Below are 18,631 nucleotides of genomic sequence, written 5' to 3' on the forward strand. Positions count from 1 at the left end.
GAAGGGGCCCGGACGGCTCTTGGGACGGGTCGAGGTCGGCGATGTCAGTGCGGCGGGCCACAATGGTCCGCGTCAGAACCTGAGGTTGCCCGAACAGAATCCGTGAAGGAGTCGCAGCAGCGATGGCCCGCCGCAGCACGAAGACCCCGCCGCCGGACGACTTCGAGGAGAAGATCCTCGACATCGACGTCGTCGACGAAATGCAGGGCTCCTTCCTCGAGTACGCATACTCGGTGATCTACTCACGGGCCCTGCCGGATGCCCGTGACGGCATGAAGCCGGTGCACCGCCGCATCGTGTACCAGATGAACGAGATGGGCCTGCGCCCCGACCGCGGCTACGTGAAGTGTGCCCGTGTGGTCGGCGAGGTCATGGGCAAGTTGCACCCGCACGGCGATGCGTCGATCTACGACGCGCTGGTCCGTCTGGCGCAGCCGTTCTCCATGCGGCTCCCCCTGGTCGACGGCCACGGCAACTTCGGCTCGCTCGGAAACGACGACCCGCCGGCCGCCATGCGCTACACCGAGTGCCGGATGGCCGACGCAACGTCACTGATGACGGAGTCGATCGACGAGGACACCGTCGTCTTCCAGTCGAATTACGACGGGCAGGAGCAGGAGCCGACCGTTCTTCCGGCCGCGTACCCGAACCTCCTGGTCAACGGGTCGTCCGGGATCGCGGTCGGCATGGCGACCAATATGCCGCCGCACAACCTGGGCGAGGTCATCGCCGCCGCCCGTCATCTGATCAAGCATCCGGGTGCGGACCTGGAGACCCTGATGCGGTTCGTCCCCGGTCCCGATCTGCCGACCGGCGGCCGGATCGTGGGCCTCGGCGGCATCAAGGATGCGTACGCCAACGGGCGTGGCACGTTCAAGATCCGTGCGACCGTCGCCGTGGAGAATGTGACGGCGCGCCGCAAGGGTCTGGTCGTCACCGAACTGCCCTTCACCGTCGGCCCGGAGAAGGTGATCGCCAAGATCAAGGATCTTGTCTCGGCGAAGAAGCTCCAGGGCATCGCGGACGTGAAGGACCTGACCGACCGCGAGCACGGCCTGCGCCTGGTCATCGAGGTGAAGAACGGTTTCGTGCCGGAGGCCGTGCTGGAGCAGCTCTACAAGCTGACGCCGATGGAGGATTCCTTCGGCATCAACAATGTGGCACTGGTCGACGGACAGCCGCTCACGCTGGGCCTCAAGGAGCTCCTCGAGGTCTATCTCGACCACCGCTTCGACGTGGTGCGCCGGCGCAGCGAGTTCCGCCGGGGCAAGCGTCGCGATCGGCTGCATCTGGTCGAGGGCCTGCTGGTCGCGCTGATCGACATCGACGAGGTCATCCGGCTCATCCGGTCCAGCGACAACTCGGCACAGGCGAAGGAACGGCTCATCGAGCACTTCTCGCTGAGCGAGACCCAGACGCAGTACATCCTGGACACCCCGCTGCGCCGGCTGACGCGGTTCGACCGGATCGAGCTGGAGAGCGAGCGGGACCGGCTCAACACCGAGATCGACCAGCTGACCACCATCCTCGAATCGGACACCGAGCTGCGCAAGCTCGTCTCCTCCGAACTGACCGCGGTCGCCAAGAAGTTCGGCACCGACCGGCGTACGGTGCTGCTGGAGTCGGCCGGTTCGCAGGTCGCCTCGGTGCCGCTGGAGGTCGCGGACGACCCGTGCCGAGTACTGCTGTCCTCGACCGGCCTGCTGGCCCGTACCGCCAGTGACGATCCGATCGTCTTCGCCGAGGATGCCAAGCGTGTCAAGCACGATGTGATCGTGTCTGCCGTACCGGCGACGGCCCGTGGCGATGTGGGCGCGGTGACGTCCACGGGGCGGCTGCTGCGGCTCGCGGTGATCGATCTGCCCCAGCTCCCGGACACCCATGCGGCGCCCAACCTTTCGGGCGGTGCGATGGTTTCCGAGTTCCTCACGCTGGAGAGCGACGAGGAGGTCATCTGCCTCACCACGCTCGACGAGGCCTCCCCCGGCCTGGCGATCGGCACCCTTCAGGGTGTCGTCAAGCGGGTGGTGCCGGACTACCCGGCCAACAAGGACGAGTTGGAGATCATCAGCCTCAAGGACGGTGACCGGATCGTCGGCGCGGCCGAACTGCGGACAGGCGAGGAGGACCTGGTCTTCATCACATCCGACGCGCAGTTGCTGCGCTACCCGGCGGCACAGGTCCGGCCGCAGGGCCGGCCCGCGGGAGGTATGGCGGGGATCAAGCTCGCGGCGGACGCCGAGGTGCTCTCGTTCACCGCGGTGGATCCGGCGGCGGACGCCGTGGTGTTCACGGTGGCGGGCTCGCACGGCACGCTGGACGACTCGGTGCTGACGTCCAAGCTCACCCCGTTCGACCAGTATCCGCGCAAGGGCCGGGCCACCGGCGGCGTGCGCTGTCAGCGGTTCCTCAAGGGTGAGGACGTTCTGGTGTTCGGCTGGGCGGGTGCGACGCCTGCCCGGGCCGCGCAGAAGAACGGCACGCCGACCGAGCTGCCGGAACCCGACCCGCGGCGCGACGGTTCGGGGACACCGCTGGCCAAGCCGGTCGCGGTGGTCGCGGGACCGGTGTAGCCAGCCGGCCGACGACGGGTGGCCTGCCGCTACGCGTTGTCGTCGGGCCGTTGTACGTACCGCAGGACGCCCCACATGCTTCGCTCATGTGCGGCGTCCTGCGTCGTGTCAGGCGCCGGCGCGGCGCTCTCGCGGCAGCCGGCCAGCTCCTTGTGCAGCTGCTCCGGATCGATGCCTGAGCCGATCAGCACCAACTGGGTGAGGCGCGGTTCGTCGCGTGTCCACGGCTGCGGATCAAACCGCAGGAACCTGCCGACCGCGTGCAGGACGTACTTGTTGCCCCGGTCGCCCTCACCGAAGTCGACGAACCCCTTGATCCGGTAGAGACCCTGCGGCCTGGAGTCGAGAAACTCCATCAATCGGCGGGGGTTCATGGGTGCGTCCGCGGTGAAGGACACGCTGTCGTACGCGGCATGCAGATGGTGATCATGCCCGGCGCCGGCCTCTTCCTCGGCCCGCTCCGCCAGAAGCAGATCTTCGAAGGTGAGCTGGCGCGCCTTCTTCTCACCATCCGGCCGCAGCGCCGGGTCGAAGAGCAGCTCGGGGTCGATGCGTCCGTACGTGGCGCAGACGACGGCACCCGCGCCGCCACCCGCCGCTCCATTGCCGGCCGGGGCTCCTGCCGCAGCGATGACGTCCCGGATACGGGCCTGTTCCTCGCTCCCGACCCGGTCGGTCTTGTTGAGCACGACAAGATCGGCGACGGCAAGATGGCGGTCGATCTCCGGGTGGCGTCTGCGGGTGGCGTCGAACTCTGCGGCATCGACGACCTCCACCAGTCCCCCGTACACGATGTGCGGATTGTCGCTGGCCAGGAGCATGCGCACGAGCTCCTGCGGCTCCGCCAGTCCGCTGGCCTCGATGACGATCACATCGAGGCGGGTGGCAGGCCGGGTCAGCGTCTCCAGGAACGTGTCGAGTTCGCTCGCGTCGACCGCGCAGCACAGACATCCGTTGCCCAGCGAGACCGTCGAGCCGACCTGCCCCGAGACCGTCATGGCGTCGATCTCGATGGAGCCGAAGTCGTTGACGATCACGCCGATCCGGTTTCCCGCACGGTTACGGAGGAGGTGGTTGAGGAGTGTCGTCTTGCCGGATCCCAGGAACCCCGCAAGGACGATGACCGGGATCTGCTGCTTGCGGGGCGGGGACAACGGGTTCAACGGGGGCCTTCCTCGGGGACGTGAATACGCCGGGACCGGCTGCGGCAGGGACGTTCCGACGTAACGCCGGGCTGATGATCTTCGCGCCCTCCGCCGGCTCCAGGATATTGGCGCTTCAGCCGACCACCCGCGTCGCGCAGAAGGCCGGCCCTTAGACCGCCCCTGCCCCGGTCAGCGCACGGACCTCGGTCTCCGCATGTTTGGCGGCGTCGGACGGCTCGGTGGACGTGACTGTTCCGATCCAGCCGGCCAGGAAGCCCAGCGGGATGGAGACCAGGCCTGGGTTCTCCAGGGGAAAGAGCTGCAAGTCGGCGCCGGGGAAGAGCGAGGTGGGGCTGCCGGAGACAACCGGGGAGAGCAGCACGAGCAGCACGGCGGGGATCAGCCCGCCGTAGACCGACCAGACCGCTCCCCGGGTGGTGAAGTTCCGCCAGAACAGGGAGTACAGCAGCACCGGGAGATTGGCCGAAGCCGCGACGGCGAAGGCGAGCCCCACCAGGAATGCCACATTCAGGTCCTGGGCGATCAGACCGAGCCCGATGGCGGCCAGCCCGATCCCTGCTGCGGCGACCCGGGCCACGGTGACCTCGCTGTACCGCTTGGAGCCCGGACGCTTGAGCGAGGCGTAGAGGTCATGGGCCACAGAGGCGGACGAGGCGAGGGTGATCCCCGCAACGACGGCGAGGATGGTAGCGAAGGCGACGGCGGCGACTACGGCGAACAGAATCGTTCCCCCGGTGGACCCTTCGCCACCGCCGAGCACCAGGGCCAGCAGCGGAACCGCGGTGTTCCCCGCGGGATTCGACGCCCGTACCTCGGCCGAGCCGACCAGTGCCGCCGCCCCGAATCCGAGCGCGATCGTCATCAGGTAGAAGCTGCCGATGAGTCCGATGGACCAGACGACCGAACGGCGGGCCGCACGGGCGGTGGGCACTGTGTAGAACCGCGACAGAATGTGCGGCAGCCCCGCCGTACCGAGTACCAGGGCCAGGCCCAGGCTGATGAAGTCGATGCGTGCCGTCCAGGTTCCGCCGTACCGGAGGCCGGGCGAGAGGAACCGGCTTCCGTGCCCGCTCCGTTCGGCGGCGGAGTTGAGCAGGGCGTTGAAGTTGCCGTGGAAGTGGACCAGGACGAGCACGGTGAGAACGACCGCTCCCGCCATCAACAGAACGGCCTTGACGATCTGAATCCAGGTGGTGGCGCGCATACCGCCGAGCGATACGTAGATCACCATGAGCGCCCCGACACCGATGACGGTCCACGAACGGGCGGCGCCGCTCGTACCGCCGAGGAGCAGGGCCACCAGGCTGCCCGCACCCACCATCTGTGCCACCAGATAGAGCACGGAGACGGTGATGGACGAGGTACCTGCGGCAATCCGGACCGGGCGCTCCGCCATCCGCGCCGCCACCACGTCGGCGAGTGTGAACCGGCCGCAATTGCGGACCAGTTCGGCGACCAGCAGCAGGACGACGAGCCAGGCGACGAGGAACCCGACCGAGTAGAGCATGCCGTCGTAGCCGAAGAGGGCGATCAGACCGGAGATGCCGAGGAACGACGCTGCCGACATGTAGTCGCCGGCGATGGCGAAACCGTTCTCCATGGAGGAGAACAGCCGACCGCCCGCATAGAACTCCTCGGCCGAGCCGTGCCGGTTACGGCTCACCCAGGTGGTGATGGCGAGCGTCACTGCGATGAAGGCGCTGAACAGCAGGAGCGCCAAGGTCTGTTGGTTCCCGTTCAACGCCCGATCCCCCGCGCCATCTCCTGTGTCTCCCAGCGCAGATCGAGTGCGGCCCGGTCTCTGCGCAATCGTGCGTGACGTGCGTACGCCCCGGTGAGAAGGAACGTCGTGAGGAACTGTCCGAGCCCCACGACCATCGCGACATTGACCGCTCCGGCCACCGGGCGGGCCATCAGCCCGGGTGCGGTGATCGCGGCGACGACGTAGGCGAGATACCAGACGAGGAAGGCGAGGGTGGCGGGGATGACGAACCGCCTGTACCGACGGCGTACTTCCTGGAAGGCCTCGCTGCGCTGCACCTCCACATAGATGTCGGCCGCGCTGTAGGCGGCGCAGCGCGGGTCAGCTGGCCCGGGTGGTCCGGCGGAAGCGAAGCTCCCCGCACCCTCCTGCTCGCCCCATCCGGAGGCCGGCACACCGTCCCACGGGTCGTCGAGTCGCAACGCTGCGGCCACGTGCCCTGCTTCCTTCTCCACCGAACAACTCCCCTTTTCCACGGACCACTTCGGCCGCATACTCGAGAATGGGCAGATCGGGAAGATCCCGGGCATTCATTCGCTGGTCTTCACCACTTCAGGTGAAGACTGACCCAGGCGGCTGTGCGAGGCCTCGAACATACGCATAGCGAACGGCCTGTGCTCGGTCGCGCAATCCGGCCTTGGCAAAGAGGCTGTTGGTATGACTTTTCACGGTAACCTGCGAAATGAGCGGCCTGCGGGCGATCTCCAGGTTGGACAGCTTCTCCGCGATCAGGACCGGCACTTCCAGCTCATGTGGCGTCAGACCGTCGGGCAGCTGGGGCTCAGGGCCGGGCCGGGCGGCGGAGGCTGCGTCGTGACGGTCAGCCGGCCGCCGGCGGCGACTGGGGCCGGCCTCCGAGATGTGGGAAGGCCGAACGCCTTCGACGCTCCGGAAACGACCAGGTCAGGGGGATCGGCTCAAGGGTCGGTCCTGGGGCAAGTCGCCGTCCCCACCCAGGGGTGGAGACGGCGTCGCTCATGCGTCGATACGTGAGCGGTCCAGGGTGGCGGCCGAACTGGTGATGAACTCCTTGCGCGGCGCCACCTCATTGCCCATCAGCAGATCGAAGACCTGCTCGGACGATTCCAGGTCGCCGATGTTGATCCGCCGCAGTGTGCGGTGCCGGGGGTCCATCGTGGTCTCGGCCAGCTGGTCGGCATCCATCTCGCCCAGACCCTTGTAACGCTGGATCGAGTCCTTGTACCGGATGTTCTTCCGCTGCAGCTCCAGCAGCCGCTGACGCAGCTCGCCGTCGGAGTACGTGTAGATGTACTTGTCCTGACCCTTCTTGGGCTGAACCAACTCGATCCGGTGCAGCGGGGGTACGGCGGCGAAGACCCGGCCTGCCTCCACCATGGGCCGCATGTAGCGCTGGAACAGCGTCAGCAGAAGAATGCGGATGTGCGCGCCGTCGACATCGGCATCCACCAGCAGGACGATCTTCCCGTAGCGAGCGGCGTCGATGTCGAAGGTCCGCCCCGACCCGGCTCCTATGACCTGGATGATCGCACCGCACTCGGCGTTCTTCAGCATGTCCGAGACGGACGCCTTCTGGACATTGAGGATCTTGCCCCGGATCGGCAACAGTGCCTGGAACTCGCTGTTCCGGGCGAGCTTTGCCGTACCGAGCGCGGAGTCGCCTTCGACGATGAAGAGCTCGCTGCGGTCCACGTCGTCGCTTCGGCAGTCGGCGAGCTTCGCCGGCAGCGAGGAGGACTCCAGCGCTGTCTTGCGGCGCTGTGCGTCCTTGTGCTGGCGGGCCGCGATGCGGGTGCGCGCGGCTGCCACGGCCTTGTCCAGGACCGCCCTGGCCTGGGCCTTGGCATCGCGCTTCGTCGAGGTCAGGAACGCCTTGAGCTCCTTGGCCACGACGTTGGCGACGATCCGGTTGGCCGCCGATGTACCGAGCACCTCCTTGGTCTGGCCCTCGAACTGCGGCTCCGCCAGTCTCACGGTGACGACCGCGGTGAGACCCTCCAGCGCGTCGTCCTTGACGATGTCGTCCTCGGCAACGCGGAGCAGCTTGGCGGAGCGCAGCGCCTCGTTGACCGTCTTGGTCACGGAGCGTTCAAATCCGGTCACATGCGTGCCGCCCTTGGGGGTGGCGATGATGTTGACGAATGACTTGAGGTTGGTGTCGTATCCGGTGCCCCAGCGCAGAGCGATGTCGACGGCGAGTTCGCGGGTGACCTCGGTCGCCGTCATGTGTCCGCGCTCGTCCAGGACCGGCACGGTCTCCTTGAAAGTGCCCTGACCCGACAGGCGCAGGACGTCGCAGACCGCCTTGTCCTGAGCGAGGTACTCGCAGAATTCGCTGATTCCGCCGTCGAAGTGGAAGGTCTCCTCGGTCTTGCCCTCGCCGTCGAGGCCGCGTTCGTCACGGACGACGATCGTGAGGCCGGGGACGAGGAAGGCCGTCTGCCGCGCCCGCTGGTGGAGCGTCTCCAAGCTGAGCTTGGCGTCCTTGAGGAAGATCTGCCGGTCCGCCCAGTAACGCACCCTGGTGCCGGTGCGCGCCTTCGGTACCCGCTTGCCCTTGAGCAGGCCGTTGGCCGGATCGAACGGGCTGTCCGGCCCCTGCTCGGTGAAGATCCCCGGGACTCCGCGCCGGAAGCTGATCGAGTGGGTCGCGCTGTTGCGGTCGACCTCGACGTCGAGCCGGGCGGAGAGCGCGTTGACCACGGAGGCACCGACGCCGTGCAGACCGCCCGACGCAGCGTACGAGCCGCCGCCGAACTTTCCACCGGCGTGCAGCTTTGTCATCACGACTTCGACGCCTGACAGGCCCGTCTTGGGCTCGACGTCGACAGGGATGCCGCGACCGTTGTCCCGGACCTCCACGGAATTGTCGTCGTGGAGGATGACCTCGATGTGATCGCAGTAGCCGCCCAGAGCCTCGTCGACGGAGTTGTCGATGATCTCCCAGAGGCAGTGCATGAGGCCGCGGCTGTCGGTGGACCCGATGTACATACCGGGACGCTTGCGAACCGCTTCGAGCCCCTCGAGTACGAGCAGGTGCCGCGCGGTGTAGTTGGAACCGTCTCGGTCTGCTCCGGTCAGCAGCGCAGTGGACGGCACGGACGTATCGGCGGTCACGCGGTTCGCTCCTCGCTGAATTTCATTTGGGGCCCAGTGGGCAACGGGCTCGGCTTCGGTCGCCGCTGAGAGGGTACCGAGGCCTGGTAGAGCGGTTGTAACGCCACCCTCCGAGAACCCTCACACTAGTCCAGCTTCGCATACACGTTCGATCCCTCGTGGGAGTGACGTACACATCACGTTCCCTTCCAGGCATGAACCATTTAGGCTCCGGGCACGTCCTCATGAACAAACCGGCAAACCAGCCGGGAGGATCCACCACGACAAGCAACGCGAAACCGTAGCGCTACGCAATACGGCACATTCGCCGCCAACCGGCAACAGACAGCCATCTTGAGAAGAAGTTTCGAAGAAAAGCCACGAGCGGGAACGTTTTCGGCCTGGTTGGATGTTGACCCTGGTACGACAGCTCGTCGAGCTAGAGAAGAGGCGACGTGACTACTGTTCTGACCCCCGCGAGCCCGCTGACCGCAGCAGACCGCTGTGACCGTTGCGGCGCCCAGGCATATCTGCGCGTCGTCCTCATCAGCGGTGGTGAACTGCTCTTCTGTGCCCACCATGGTCGCAAGTTCGAGCCGGAACTCAAGAAGATCGCCGCGGAGATACAGGATGAGACGGACCGACTGACGGCCGTGCAGGCCCAAGCCGCCGAAGAGGAACAACACTGACACCTCGCGTCCACGACGAGCCAGGGTCAGGTCCCGGACCTGACGGCGGGCGGCTCCCCATTCGGGGAGCCGCCCGCTCTCATGCCTACGCAGCGAAACCGTTCAGCTACCGCCTGACATCCAGCGGATCGCAGCGGAGATCCGCGTGTACACGCCAGGGCTGCCGACGCGGCCGCAGCCCTTTCCCCAGGACACCAGCCCGATGAGCCGCCCACGCGCCACCAGCGGCCCGCCACTGTCGCCCTGGCATGAGTCATGCCCACCCAGCAGTTCGCCCGCGCAGAGCATCGCTGAGGCGTCGTACACACCGTCTCTGCCGCCCGGGTAGGTCTGCTGACACAGGCTGTCCGGCAGGACACTCACTTCGGCGGAGCGGAGTGACGACGCATAGTCGCCGTTGCCGGTCGTGTCGCCCCACCCGTAGACGACGGCGCCAGTACCTGGCTCGTATGCCGCGTCACCGGATTCAGCCATCGGGATCACGCTCGTTGCGGGCAGCGAGTCGGCCAGAGTAAGTACCGCCAGGTCCCCCGCGTTCGTGGTGGGGTCGAACCTCGGATTGCTCCACACCGCCTGTACCGGCGTCTCCTGCCCTCCGGTGCCGCGCAGGACATCTCGGCCGGAGATGACCCGCAGATCGTGCACCTCGCCGACATCGACGCCGAGCGCCTCCCGACTCAGGCAGTGCGCGGCTGTCAGTACCTTCTTCGGCGCCACCACGACACCGCCGCAGAACTGCCCGGCACGCGCCCCTCCGAACCGGTCGCGGCTGGACAGTGCCACAACCCAGGGGCTGTCCTTGACGTGTGCGGGCTGGCCACCGATGACGATGCTGTCCGCAACAGCCGGAGCGGCGGATCCAAGCGGTATTGCAGCCGTGACGGCCATCAGGACGAACAGCCCGGCCATGGCGCGGAAGACAGTACGGGACATGCCCACTCCTGACTCTGTGGTGAACCATTCCCACCCAGAGTCATCCGACCCGTCGCCGGCCGCACCCGCAGATAGGCCGAAGGCCCGGCTCCTCCATGGGATCCGGGCCTTCGGCGCGTGTACTCCTACGACCTAGTCGAGGTAGTCGCGCAGCACCTGCGAACGCGACGGGTGGCGCAGCTTCGACATGGTCTTCGACTCGATCTGACGGATGCGCTCGCGCGTCACGCCGTAGACCTTGCCGATCTCGTCCAGCGTCTTCGGCTGTCCGTCGGTGAGGCCGAAGCGCATCGAGACCACGCCCGCCTCACGCTCGGAGAGCGTGTCGAGCACCGAGTGCAGCTGCTCCTGGAGGAGCGTGAAGCTGACCGCGTCGGCCGGGACGACCGCCTCGGAGTCCTCGATCAGGTCACCGAACTCACTGTCCCCGTCCTCACCCAGTGGGGTGTGGAGGGAGATCGGCTCACGACCGTACTTCTGGACCTCGATGACCTTCTCGGGGGTCATGTCGAGTTCCTTGGCCAGCTCCTCAGGCGTGGGCTCGCGACCCAGGTCCTGGAGCATCTGACGTTGCACGCGGGCGAGCTTGTTGATGACCTCGACCATGTGCACCGGGATGCGGATGGTGCGGGCCTGGTCGGCCATGGCACGCGTGATCGCCTGACGGATCCACCATGTGGCGTACGTGGAGAATTTGTAGCCCTTGGTGTAGTCGAACTTCTCGACCGCACGGATCAGACCGAGGTTGCCCTCCTGGATGAGGTCCAGGAAGAGCATGCCGCGGCCTGTGTAGCGCTTGGCCAGCGAAACCACGAGACGGAGGTTGGCCTCCAGCAGGTGGTTCTTGGCGCGGCGGCCGTCCTCGGCGATGATCTCCAGCTCGCGCTTGAGCTTCGGCGCGAGCTTGTCGGAGTTCGCCAGCTTGTCCTCAGCGAACAGACCGGCCTCAATACGCTTGGCGAGCTCGACCTCCTGCTCGGCGTTGAGGAGGGGAACCTTGCCGATCTGCTTCAGGTAGTCCTTGACCGGGTCGGCGGTGGCGCCGGCGACGGCGACCTGCTGTGCGGGCGCGTCGTCCTCGTCGTCGTCGGAGAGGACGAAGCCTTTGTTCTCGCCCTCGCCCTCCTCTTCCTCGCCCTTGCCGACCTTTACTACTTCCTCGGCCGCCTCGTCGCCGTCGAGGAGCTCGTCGTCCGGCTTTCCGGACTTCTTCGTTGCTGTCTTCTTGGCCGCCGTCTTCTTCACGGCGGTCTTCTTGGCAGCCGTCTTCTTGGCTGCTGCCTTCTTCGCAGGGCCGGCCGCGGCAGCGTCGCCGGCCACCACGTCCACAGTCTCTGCCGACGGGGCGGCAGTGGCCGCAACAGTCCTGGTCACGGTCGTCTTGGCCGCGACAGTCTTGGTGGCGGTGCGCTTGACCGGGCTCTTTGCTGCGACGCTCTTGCGGGCACGCTTTGACGGCTCCGCGGCACTGACCATCAGCGTCACACCCTCTTCCTCGAGGATCTGGTTGAGGCTGCGCAGAACATTCTTCCACTGGGTTGGCGGAATCTGGTCAGCCTCGAAGGCCCGACGCACGTCATCGCCGGCGATCTGCCCATCAGCCTTTCCCCGCTCGATGAGCGCCATCACAGACTCGGACTCGACGATCTCCGGCGGGAGCGTACGGGATGTGCTGGCCGACACGAACAACCTCTCGGAACGATGGAAACGGCTTCCGGCCCGGCCCTGGGGAGGGCTGGAGCCGACGACCGCCGGGTTGGGAATGTACCGACGGCGCGGGTTTGGCCTCAGAACTGCACAGCGCACTTAATGGCTGCTGTATTCCTTCCGCGGCTGTCACCTCTTAAGTCATCGCACTGTTTCGAGGAGTGTTACGCCCAATCCGCGTGGCCCGAGTCACACCTCATTTGCGACGAACGTGACCAGAGGTGCCATCCCCCCACAATTGTGCCGCCGGACCGCCGAGGCCCGGCGACACGTGGTTCGCACACCCTGGCCGTGCTGCGCTCAGTGCTCGCGGGGTGCGGGCACCACCCGCTCCACCTCGGGGTGGACGACGAGCAGTTGACGCATGGCAGCTTCGGCGCCCGCAGAGTCGCCGGATGCGAGGGCATCGACAATCCGGGCATGGTGACCGAGGGATGTCTCGCCGGGGCGGTCGCAGCCCGTGACAGGACCGCCCGAGACCTGCAGGGCCGCGGAGACGATGCCGGAGAGGTGTTCAAGCATGCGATTGCCCGCCGCCTGGATGAGCAGGGAGTGGAACTCCGCGTCGGCCCGGGAGCAGGTGATCCCGTCACCCTGCCCGAGAGCGTGTCCCATGATCTCGACCATGTCACCGAGTCGCTGCTGGATGTCTTCACGGCCGTGACCTGCGGCAAGACGGGCAGCGAGCGGCTCGATCGTCCACCGGAGCTCCCCCAGCTCACGGCGCTGGTCCTCGCGCTGAGGGCCGAAGGCACGCCATTCGATGATGTCGGGGTCCAGCAGATTCCAGTCACTGACAGGGCGGACCCGGGTACCCACGTTGGGCCGGGCACTGACCAGGCCTTTGGCCTCAAGGACACGCAGCGATTCGCGTACGACGGTGCGGGAGACCTCGAAACGCTGACCGATCTCTTCCGGCACGAGGGGGCGGTCGGCGCCCAGATCGCCGGAGACGATCATCTGGCCCAGTTGCTGAACGAGTTGGCCATGGAGGCCACGGCCCCGGCTGGCCGAGCCCCGTCGGCTCGCCCGGCCGAGCTCGGCATCGGGGCCGTCCCAGGAGCGAAGAGCGGCACGCTCGCCGGCCGGCGCCTCCGCATACGGGTAGCGGTCGAGTTCACCCGGGCCGGCGAGGCCGGAATCGGCGGAGCGGGCGGCGGTCATCATGGTGTGCGCAAGGGTACTCACGCATCCTTTGTCGGCGCAGCCCAGCCAGCCCTTGAGGTCTTTGGTGAAAAGCACACGAAAGGGTGATCGGCACCCACCCCCCAATTGACGCCTTATTAGTGGAAATCGGGCGCCTTTAAGGAAGTTGTGAGACTCGGGGCGATCCACCACTGCCCTGCGATCAGCAACGGACCCTGCCACGAAGGCCAGTGAACAGATACGCGCAGATCAGGACCGACAACGACAACGCAGTCCCCACCGGGTGTGCCACCACGCGCACGACAGCCGCCACCCATCGGTCCGTCTCCTGCAACCAGCGCGGCCACACCGGCTCGCGGAGCCCGACCGGAAGCCCGACGACCGGGCGAGAGGCCAAACCTGTCAGCAAGCCCTGAACAATCGGCACAACGAGCGCAGGAACGGCAAGTACCGCAGCAACACCGGCCGCCGTCGCTCTGAAGACTCCGGCGGCCAGGAGGCCCGCCCAGGCGCAGCCCACGGTCAGCCCCGCCCAACTCGTCATCAGATACACCGAATTCGATGGGGCCTTGATCAATTCGTTGCCGTACACAAGGTGAAAGGCTTCGGCGGAAGCCAGCACGACAGCCAGCGCCAGCACCAGGGCGACGCCCGCTGACACCACCAGCTTGGCAAGGAGCAACCCCAGGCGGCGCGGGACGGCGCCTCGGCCCGCCGCGAGCGCCGGGTAGCGGAACTCGTCGCCGAACGAGAGAGCGCCGAGCAGTCCGGCCCCGACCGCTGCGGGCGGCAATGGCAGCAGCGAGGGCCAGGCCGCCGACACCTTCGGCAGCTGAGCATGACCGGATCGGGCGAGGAGGACGGAGAGCCCGACCGAGGCGACCAGAACAGCAGCCGTGATCACGATTGTTGTCCTGACACCGAAGAGGCGGCGCAGTTCGCGCCCCGGAAGTGGGTGACCCCCCGCCCCGAGTCGAGTTCGAGCATCAGGCGTAGGGCTGCGGTCTTACCCGAGCCGGGGGCGCCCAGGAGTGCGGTGACGCAGCCGGGCCGGGCTTCGAAGGTGAGATCGTCCACGGCGGCCGGAAGGCCACGGCGGCGGGCACTGGCGAGTCCGATGGCCTGGAGCATCGCTTCTCTCGCGGAAGGTGAGACCGCTCGGCGGCTGAGCATTACCGCAGCAATATAACGCGACATGTCCGACTTTTCGCGCAGCGTCGACCTCGTGGGCGTTCCACGAGGTCAGACTTCTGGCCTCAGCATCGGCGGGTTGAGCACCGTAGCCGCACCGGCCCGGAAGAGCTGGGCAGGGCGGCCGCCCTGCCGAGTGGTCGTCCCGCCGGCAGGCACCAGGAAGCCGGGCGTGCCTGTCACCTTGCGGTGAAAGTTACGCGGGTCCAGAACCACGCCCCACACCGCCTCGTACACCCTCCGAAGCTCCCCGACAGTGAAAGCCGGCGGGCAGAAAGCGGTGGCCAGAGAGGAGTACTCGATCTTGGAACGCGCCCGTTCAACGCCATCGGCAAGGATCTGCGCATGATCGAACGCCAGCGGTGCCGGGTTTTCGCCCTCATGGCCGAAGCCACCCTCTGGTCCGAGCAGATCCTCGACAGGCGCCCAACGCGCACTGTGCGCATCGCCACCAGCCCGGGGGGCCGGAAGATCGGGGGCCAGAGCGAGGTGAGCGACGCTGACGACCCTCATCCGCGGGTCCCGCCCGGGGTCGCCGTAGGTGGCGAGCTGTTCGAGATGAGCACCGTTGCCGACCGCCGGGGCTGCCGGATCCTGGGCACAAAGGCCGGTCTCCTCTACGAGCTCGCGTGCTGCTGCGGCTCCGAGACCCTCATCGGCTTTGACGAACCCGCCGGGCAGCGCCCATCGGCCCTGGAACGGCGGCTCACCGCGGCGCACCACCAGCGCGCAGAGCGCATGACGGCGCACCGTGAGCACGACCAGGTCGACGGTGACAGCGAAGGGCGGGAAGGTCGACGGGTCGTAGGGCGGCATGCGGTGATCATAGTCGTCTGCCTGACGATAAACACTCCCTTCGCCGTGCTCTTCGTGCGTCATGAAGCCGGATTGCTCGCTGGGGGCCAGGCCCGCTCACCGGCCGGTGATCTCCAGGGCGCCGGCCACCGACGCCCTGGAGATCACCGAGTCCTCGCACAGTCGCGACTCCTGCCGGCCGTGGTATGCAGCACGGGATCGATCCGCAGCCACCCTTCGGCCGGCACCGGCCTCTCATACCGCGTGCCTCCGCAGCACCCAGGCCGCCTCACAGCCTCCGGCGAGGGCCGTCGTCGACGACGACCCGGGCGATGCGGGCCCCCGTCAGGGAGAGCTGCTGGGTCGGAGCGACGAGGAACAGGGGTCATCGACCGCTCCTGGAGCCGCGACGGCTGGGGAAGGCCTGCCCGGGACGGCGTCGAGTAGTGGCCGTTTCGGGGCGGGCGGAGCCGGATGGCGTTTTCCTTCGCCGTGCGGCGGTCGGGCGTGCCGTGCGGGGCCGCGTCCTCCGGTCCGTACGGTGGCCGCTGCGGCCCGTCCGGGCACTGCGCTCCCCTCGGAGGCAGCGGCGCAGCGCCTCCGGATCAAGGCCTTGGTTGCACGCCTCATGGAGAAGTTGAGCAAAGGTGTACCCGGGATCCACCCGCAGGGCGAGACCCAGCGCAACCCGTGCGCCCGGTTCATCGCCCGTCGACCAGGAGACCCAACCGGCCAGGGTCAGCGGCGCCGCGGCGTGCTCCTCGTACGGTGCGACGCAGCGACGGGACAGCGCCCGCCAGAGCCGCAGGGCGGAATCGGCTTCGGGTCCTTCCATCCATTCCGCGGCCTTGTCACGGGTTTCCCGGTCCTGCAGACCGAGGATCACCGCAGCGGCCTCGTCATGGCTGATCAGCCCGTCGTCATTGATGTCCGACGTGGAGGGCACCGTCACCGGTGCCTCCCTGAGGCGTTTCATGAGCCTACGGGCGAGCCCCAAGGTATCTCGGGCCACGTCTTTGCGTCCCACCTCGTCGAGGATCTTCGGCACCAGCTCGGCCCCGGCCGAGTCAAGTGCCCGTTGCTGCTCTGCAACCGCCGTCGTATTCAGGGGTGCAAGCCTGGCCTCCATCTCCCGAAGTGTTCCGCGCACTTGAATGCCCGCGTAAGCAGCGGCGGCTGCCATCACCGAGGTGCCGGGCAGAGCCAGCTGGTTCCCTTCGGTCGGGCAGCAGCGCTCGTCCGGGCAGCAGTAGGACCAGTACCGGCCGTCAGAAATACAGAGCGCTTCGAGTACGGGTACGTCGAGCGCACCGCAGGCCGTACGCAGGCGCTGGGCAAGGGGCCTCAGCCGCTCCATGATCTGACTGCCGCTCTCGCCTTCGGCAGGATCCTGGCAGAGGAAGATGACGATCGCGTCTGGGCGCTCCCCACGCCGCTCGCTCCCCTTGATCAGGCACTCGGCAAGCTGCTCGGCTACGGGTGGCCATTCTTGGGGCGACTGCGGGATGCCGAGCCTGAGCCGCCCACCGAAGCGGCCTCGGCCGCCGTGGAGGGCGACCATGACCACGCTGTCGTTCGGGTGGAACCCCATGAGATATGGGAGGGCATCGGCAAGTTCGGCAGGCCCCCGCAGGGTGATCTGCTGCTCGTCGGCCGGACCGGTGGATTCGTGGTGCTGGTTCATGGCACGACCGTCCCGCGGGAGGACAAATTCCGCGACCCCTGTGGATAACTTTATCCACAGGCCCGCGGGGCCGTTCGCGGTTTGTCGTATCCATCAGGTTGCATGGGGCCATGACCAATGCAGGCCGCAGTCCAGCAACTCCTTCCGGGCCGCCGCGAACTCGTCGGGCACCTCGTCCCCTGCCGTCGGCTCGGAGAGCACGATCACATGCTCGTCGGCGGCCGGCCGGAAGCGAGACCGGGATATGCCGAACGAATGCATACACACTCACTTGGTAGTCGCTCAGGACTGGAACCGGCCCAGAAGTTGACAATCCATGAGAAGCCCGCCCGTACGGCGCCGCGCCGCGTGAGCACGGGCCGGTCGACTCCGGAGAAGTGCCCTGCCAGCCGAATTCCGTGCGCGCGGCGGGCTTGCGGCGGGACGGTGTCCAGGGAAGAGCGCTCGGCCCCGACCATCCTCGATCGCCGTGCTGACTCAGGTCAGGCTCCAACTCCGCCTGGAATGTGAATGTCTTCCACGTTTCGCCGGCCCCGAGGGTCTCATGGGGCTCAAAGAAATCCGCCTCCCGTTGAACCAGGCGCCCGGGCTCACCGTTCCGGGTGCTGAGCAAGGTAAATGCCGTGACCCGGGAGTCGACATGCGAAGGAACCAAACCCGCCAGCAGACAGCAGCCGCCGTGGCACCCCGTTGACCGAGGCGATCCGCAGCCTCGACGGGCTCCAGCTGGAGTTCGGCCCTGCGGTACGCGCGTACCTCAATTCCCGTTGGCGGGACAGGCACCAGGCCGAGGACATGTTCCAGGAGACCTTCCTGCGGGCTTGGCGCTCGGGCGTTCCCGCACCGGACAGTCCGTACACGCATGCCCAGATTCGGTCCTGGCTGTTCACCATCGCGCGCAGCGTACTGGTCGACCACCACCGGGCCGAGAGCCGACGGCCCGCACTGACCCGAGGTCACGAGGAACTGGTCGCCCTCAGCGACGCGACGAGCCCGCCGGCCACGGAGACCGACCGGCTTGCGGACGTCTGGCTCGTGCGCGCGGCGCTCGACCGGCTTGCCCCATCCCATCGAGAGGTAGTTGTGGAGCTTTACTACCACGGACGCACCGTGGCAGAGACCGCCGAACGCATCGGTATACCTGAAGGCACCGTCAAGTCCCGTGCCTACTACGGCGCCCGTGCTCTGCGTGCCGCCCTGCAGGACCAGGGGCTGGTGCCATGAGCGCGTCCGACCCGGATGACCCGCAACACCGTCCATCGTCCGAGCACGCGCAGGTCAGCGGCTGGCTGGGGGCGTACGTACTGGGCGGACTCAGCACCTGCGACCGAGCCCGTGTCGATGCCCATCTGCTGGCCTGCGCCGAGTGCATCCGTGCCTGCGACGCGCTGCTCGACGTCCCCGACGTCCTGGCCACAGGCGCCCCACCGGTGCCTCCAGGCCGCGTCGAGACCATGGCGTCGTCGGCACGCCCGATGAGATGGCGGCTGGCCGCGGCCGGGCTCGCCCTGGCCGCCTGCGCCGCAGGGGTCGGCTTCGCTCTCGGCACCGCCACGTCCGGTGACGACGCGCCGCCGCAGGCCGCCGTCGTACGTGATATCGCTCTCGGCGGAGCCCCCGGCCAGGTCACCGGCAGCGCCGAGCTTGCTTCCCGGCCCTGGGGCACTGAAGTACGCCTCACTCTGCGCGACCTTCCACCGCGTGAGCGCGTGACGCTCGTGACCGAGAACCGCGACGGCCGCAAGGAAGTGGCAGCGGCCTGGATCAGCCCCGACAACGGCAAGGTCAGCGTCACCGGCGCCACGGGCATCAAGGCCCAGGACATCGTCCACATCAGCATCCTCGACGCCCGGCAAAAGGATCTGACACAACGTCATATCTAGCCGCGGTTCCGCTTCACTTCCCTTTCC

The 18,631-nt window shown here is 67.4% G+C and carries 16 protein-coding genes and 1 pseudogene; 4 read left to right on the forward strand and 13 right to left on the reverse strand.

Annotation, left to right across the window (positions count from 1 at the left end; genetic code table 11):
- Nucleotides 1–122 precede the first annotated feature (122 nt).
- Nucleotides 123–2,573 carry a DNA topoisomerase (ATP-hydrolyzing) subunit A gene (locus ACH4EW_RS14030; RefSeq protein ID WP_398255814.1) on the forward strand — a complete coding sequence of 817 codons (2,451 nt, stop codon included), beginning with the start codon at nt 123–125 and terminating at the stop codon, nt 2,571–2,573.
- A gap of 29 nt (nt 2,574–2,602) precedes the next feature.
- Here ACH4EW_RS14030 and ACH4EW_RS14035 read toward each other — a convergent pair whose 3' ends face one another.
- The 5 genes from ACH4EW_RS14035 to ACH4EW_RS14055 all read right to left on the reverse strand — a co-directional run bounded on the left by ACH4EW_RS14035 (nt 2,603) and on the right by ACH4EW_RS14055 (nt 8,597).
- Nucleotides 2,603–3,727: a CobW family GTP-binding protein gene (locus ACH4EW_RS14035; protein ID WP_398256075.1), complete on the reverse strand. Its 1,125-nt coding sequence runs from the start codon at nt 3,725–3,727 to the stop codon at nt 2,603–2,605.
- Between the two features lie 160 nt (nt 3,728–3,887).
- The gene (locus tag ACH4EW_RS14040; protein WP_398255816.1) at nt 3,888–5,480 is read right to left on the reverse strand and encodes a cation acetate symporter; all 1,593 of its coding nucleotides are present in this window, start codon (nt 5,478–5,480) and stop codon (nt 3,888–3,890) included.
- Complete coding sequence (locus tag ACH4EW_RS14045) at nt 5,477–5,923, reverse strand: DUF485 domain-containing protein (RefSeq protein ID WP_398256078.1); 447 nt, start codon at nt 5,921–5,923, stop codon at nt 5,477–5,479. The genes ACH4EW_RS14040 and ACH4EW_RS14045 overlap by 4 nt, the downstream gene beginning before the upstream one ends.
- A 130-nt stretch (nt 5,924–6,053) precedes the next feature.
- On the reverse strand, nt 6,054–6,362 hold the full coding sequence (locus tag ACH4EW_RS14050; protein ID WP_398256081.1) for a LuxR C-terminal-related transcriptional regulator: 309 nt from the start codon (nt 6,360–6,362) through the stop codon (nt 6,054–6,056).
- Nucleotides 6,363–6,476: 114 nt separating this feature from the next.
- Nucleotides 6,477–8,597, reverse strand: coding sequence for a type IIA DNA topoisomerase subunit B (locus ACH4EW_RS14055; protein ID WP_398255819.1), 2,121 nt, complete (start codon nt 8,595–8,597; stop codon nt 6,477–6,479).
- 434 nt (nt 8,598–9,031) lie between these two features.
- Between ACH4EW_RS14055 and ACH4EW_RS14060 the strand changes: the two genes are divergently transcribed.
- Nucleotides 9,032–9,265 (forward strand): hypothetical protein, encoded by a 234-nt coding sequence (locus ACH4EW_RS14060; protein WP_024489001.1) that lies wholly within the window; start codon nt 9,032–9,034, stop codon nt 9,263–9,265.
- 102 nt (nt 9,266–9,367) lie between these two features.
- Here the strand turns inward: ACH4EW_RS14060 and ACH4EW_RS14065 are convergent, their stop codons facing one another.
- From ACH4EW_RS14065 to ACH4EW_RS14100, 8 genes and pseudogenes are all read right to left on the reverse strand, one after another.
- A complete protein-coding gene (locus ACH4EW_RS14065) occupies nt 9,368–10,198 on the reverse strand; it encodes a S1 family peptidase (RefSeq protein WP_398255822.1) in 831 nt (276 codons plus the stop codon).
- A 132-nt stretch (nt 10,199–10,330) separates the two neighbouring features.
- On the reverse strand, nt 10,331–11,881 hold the full coding sequence (locus ACH4EW_RS14070) for an RNA polymerase sigma factor (protein ID WP_398255824.1): 1,551 nt from the start codon (nt 11,879–11,881) through the stop codon (nt 10,331–10,333).
- 324 nt (nt 11,882–12,205) lie between these two features.
- Nucleotides 12,206–13,093, reverse strand: a complete 888-nt coding sequence (locus ACH4EW_RS14075) for a FadR/GntR family transcriptional regulator (protein WP_398255826.1) — start codon at nt 13,091–13,093, stop codon at nt 12,206–12,208.
- A gap of 160 nt (nt 13,094–13,253) precedes the next feature.
- Nucleotides 13,254–13,991 (reverse strand): annotated as a pseudogene (locus ACH4EW_RS14080) (ABC transporter ATP-binding protein); the annotation flags it as partial.
- On the reverse strand, nt 13,952–14,182 hold the full coding sequence (locus ACH4EW_RS14085; RefSeq protein WP_398255829.1) for a hypothetical protein: 231 nt from the start codon (nt 14,180–14,182) through the stop codon (nt 13,952–13,954). The gene ACH4EW_RS14085 and the pseudogene ACH4EW_RS14080, both read right to left, overlap by 40 nt.
- Before the next feature lie 111 nt (nt 14,183–14,293).
- The gene (locus ACH4EW_RS14090) at nt 14,294–15,058 is read right to left on the reverse strand and encodes an NUDIX domain-containing protein (RefSeq protein ID WP_398255832.1); all 765 of its coding nucleotides are present in this window, start codon (nt 15,056–15,058) and stop codon (nt 14,294–14,296) included.
- A gap of 364 nt (nt 15,059–15,422) precedes the next feature.
- Entirely contained in the window at nt 15,423–16,721 is a 1,299-nt protein-coding gene (locus ACH4EW_RS14095; RefSeq protein ID WP_398255834.1) for a DUF4192 domain-containing protein, read from the reverse strand.
- Between the two features lie 93 nt (nt 16,722–16,814).
- A complete protein-coding gene (locus ACH4EW_RS14100) occupies nt 16,815–16,982 on the reverse strand; it encodes a hypothetical protein (protein WP_398255836.1) in 168 nt (55 codons plus the stop codon).
- Nucleotides 16,983–17,411: 429 nt separating this feature from the next.
- Here ACH4EW_RS14100 and ACH4EW_RS14105 point away from each other — a divergent pair, with 429 nt between their 5' ends.
- Together ACH4EW_RS14105 and ACH4EW_RS14110 are read left to right on the forward strand one after the other, a co-directional pair.
- On the forward strand, nt 17,412–17,945 hold the full coding sequence (locus tag ACH4EW_RS14105) for a sigma-70 family RNA polymerase sigma factor (RefSeq protein WP_398255838.1): 534 nt from the start codon (nt 17,412–17,414) through the stop codon (nt 17,943–17,945).
- Nucleotides 17,942–18,604 carry a zf-HC2 domain-containing protein gene (locus tag ACH4EW_RS14110; RefSeq protein ID WP_398255841.1) on the forward strand — a complete coding sequence of 221 codons (663 nt, stop codon included), beginning with the start codon at nt 17,942–17,944 and terminating at the stop codon, nt 18,602–18,604. Before ACH4EW_RS14105 ends, ACH4EW_RS14110 begins: the two co-directional genes overlap by 4 nt.
- Nucleotides 18,605–18,631 lie beyond the last annotated feature (27 nt).

Origin of the sequence: Streptomyces sp. NPDC018000 (assembly GCF_044328025.1) — a bacterium.
Lineage (GTDB): Bacteria > Actinomycetota > Actinomycetes > Streptomycetales > Streptomycetaceae > Streptomyces.

Bases quoted from the DNA above. Each gene is read 5' to 3' on its own strand.
- ACH4EW_RS14090 (WP_398255832.1), bottom strand. From the start codon at position 15,058: ATGCCGCCCTACGACCCGTCGACCTTCCCGCCCTTCGCTGTCACCGTC.
- ACH4EW_RS14100 (WP_398255836.1), bottom strand. From the start codon at position 16,982: ATGCATTCGTTCGGCATATCCCGGTCTCGCTTCCGGCCGGCCGCCGAC.
- ACH4EW_RS14065 (WP_398255822.1), bottom strand. From the start codon at position 10,198: ATGTCCCGTACTGTCTTCCGCGCCATGGCCGGGCTGTTCGTCCTGATG.
- ACH4EW_RS14110 (WP_398255841.1), top strand. From the start codon at position 17,942: ATGAGCGCGTCCGACCCGGATGACCCGCAACACCGTCCATCGTCCGAG.
- ACH4EW_RS14085 (WP_398255829.1), bottom strand. From the start codon at position 14,182: ATGCTCCAGGCCATCGGACTCGCCAGTGCCCGCCGCCGTGGCCTTCCG.
- ACH4EW_RS14030 (WP_398255814.1), top strand. From the start codon at position 123: ATGGCCCGCCGCAGCACGAAGACCCCGCCGCCGGACGACTTCGAGGAG.
- ACH4EW_RS14095 (WP_398255834.1), bottom strand. From the start codon at position 16,721: ATGAACCAGCACCACGAATCCACCGGTCCGGCCGACGAGCAGCAGATC.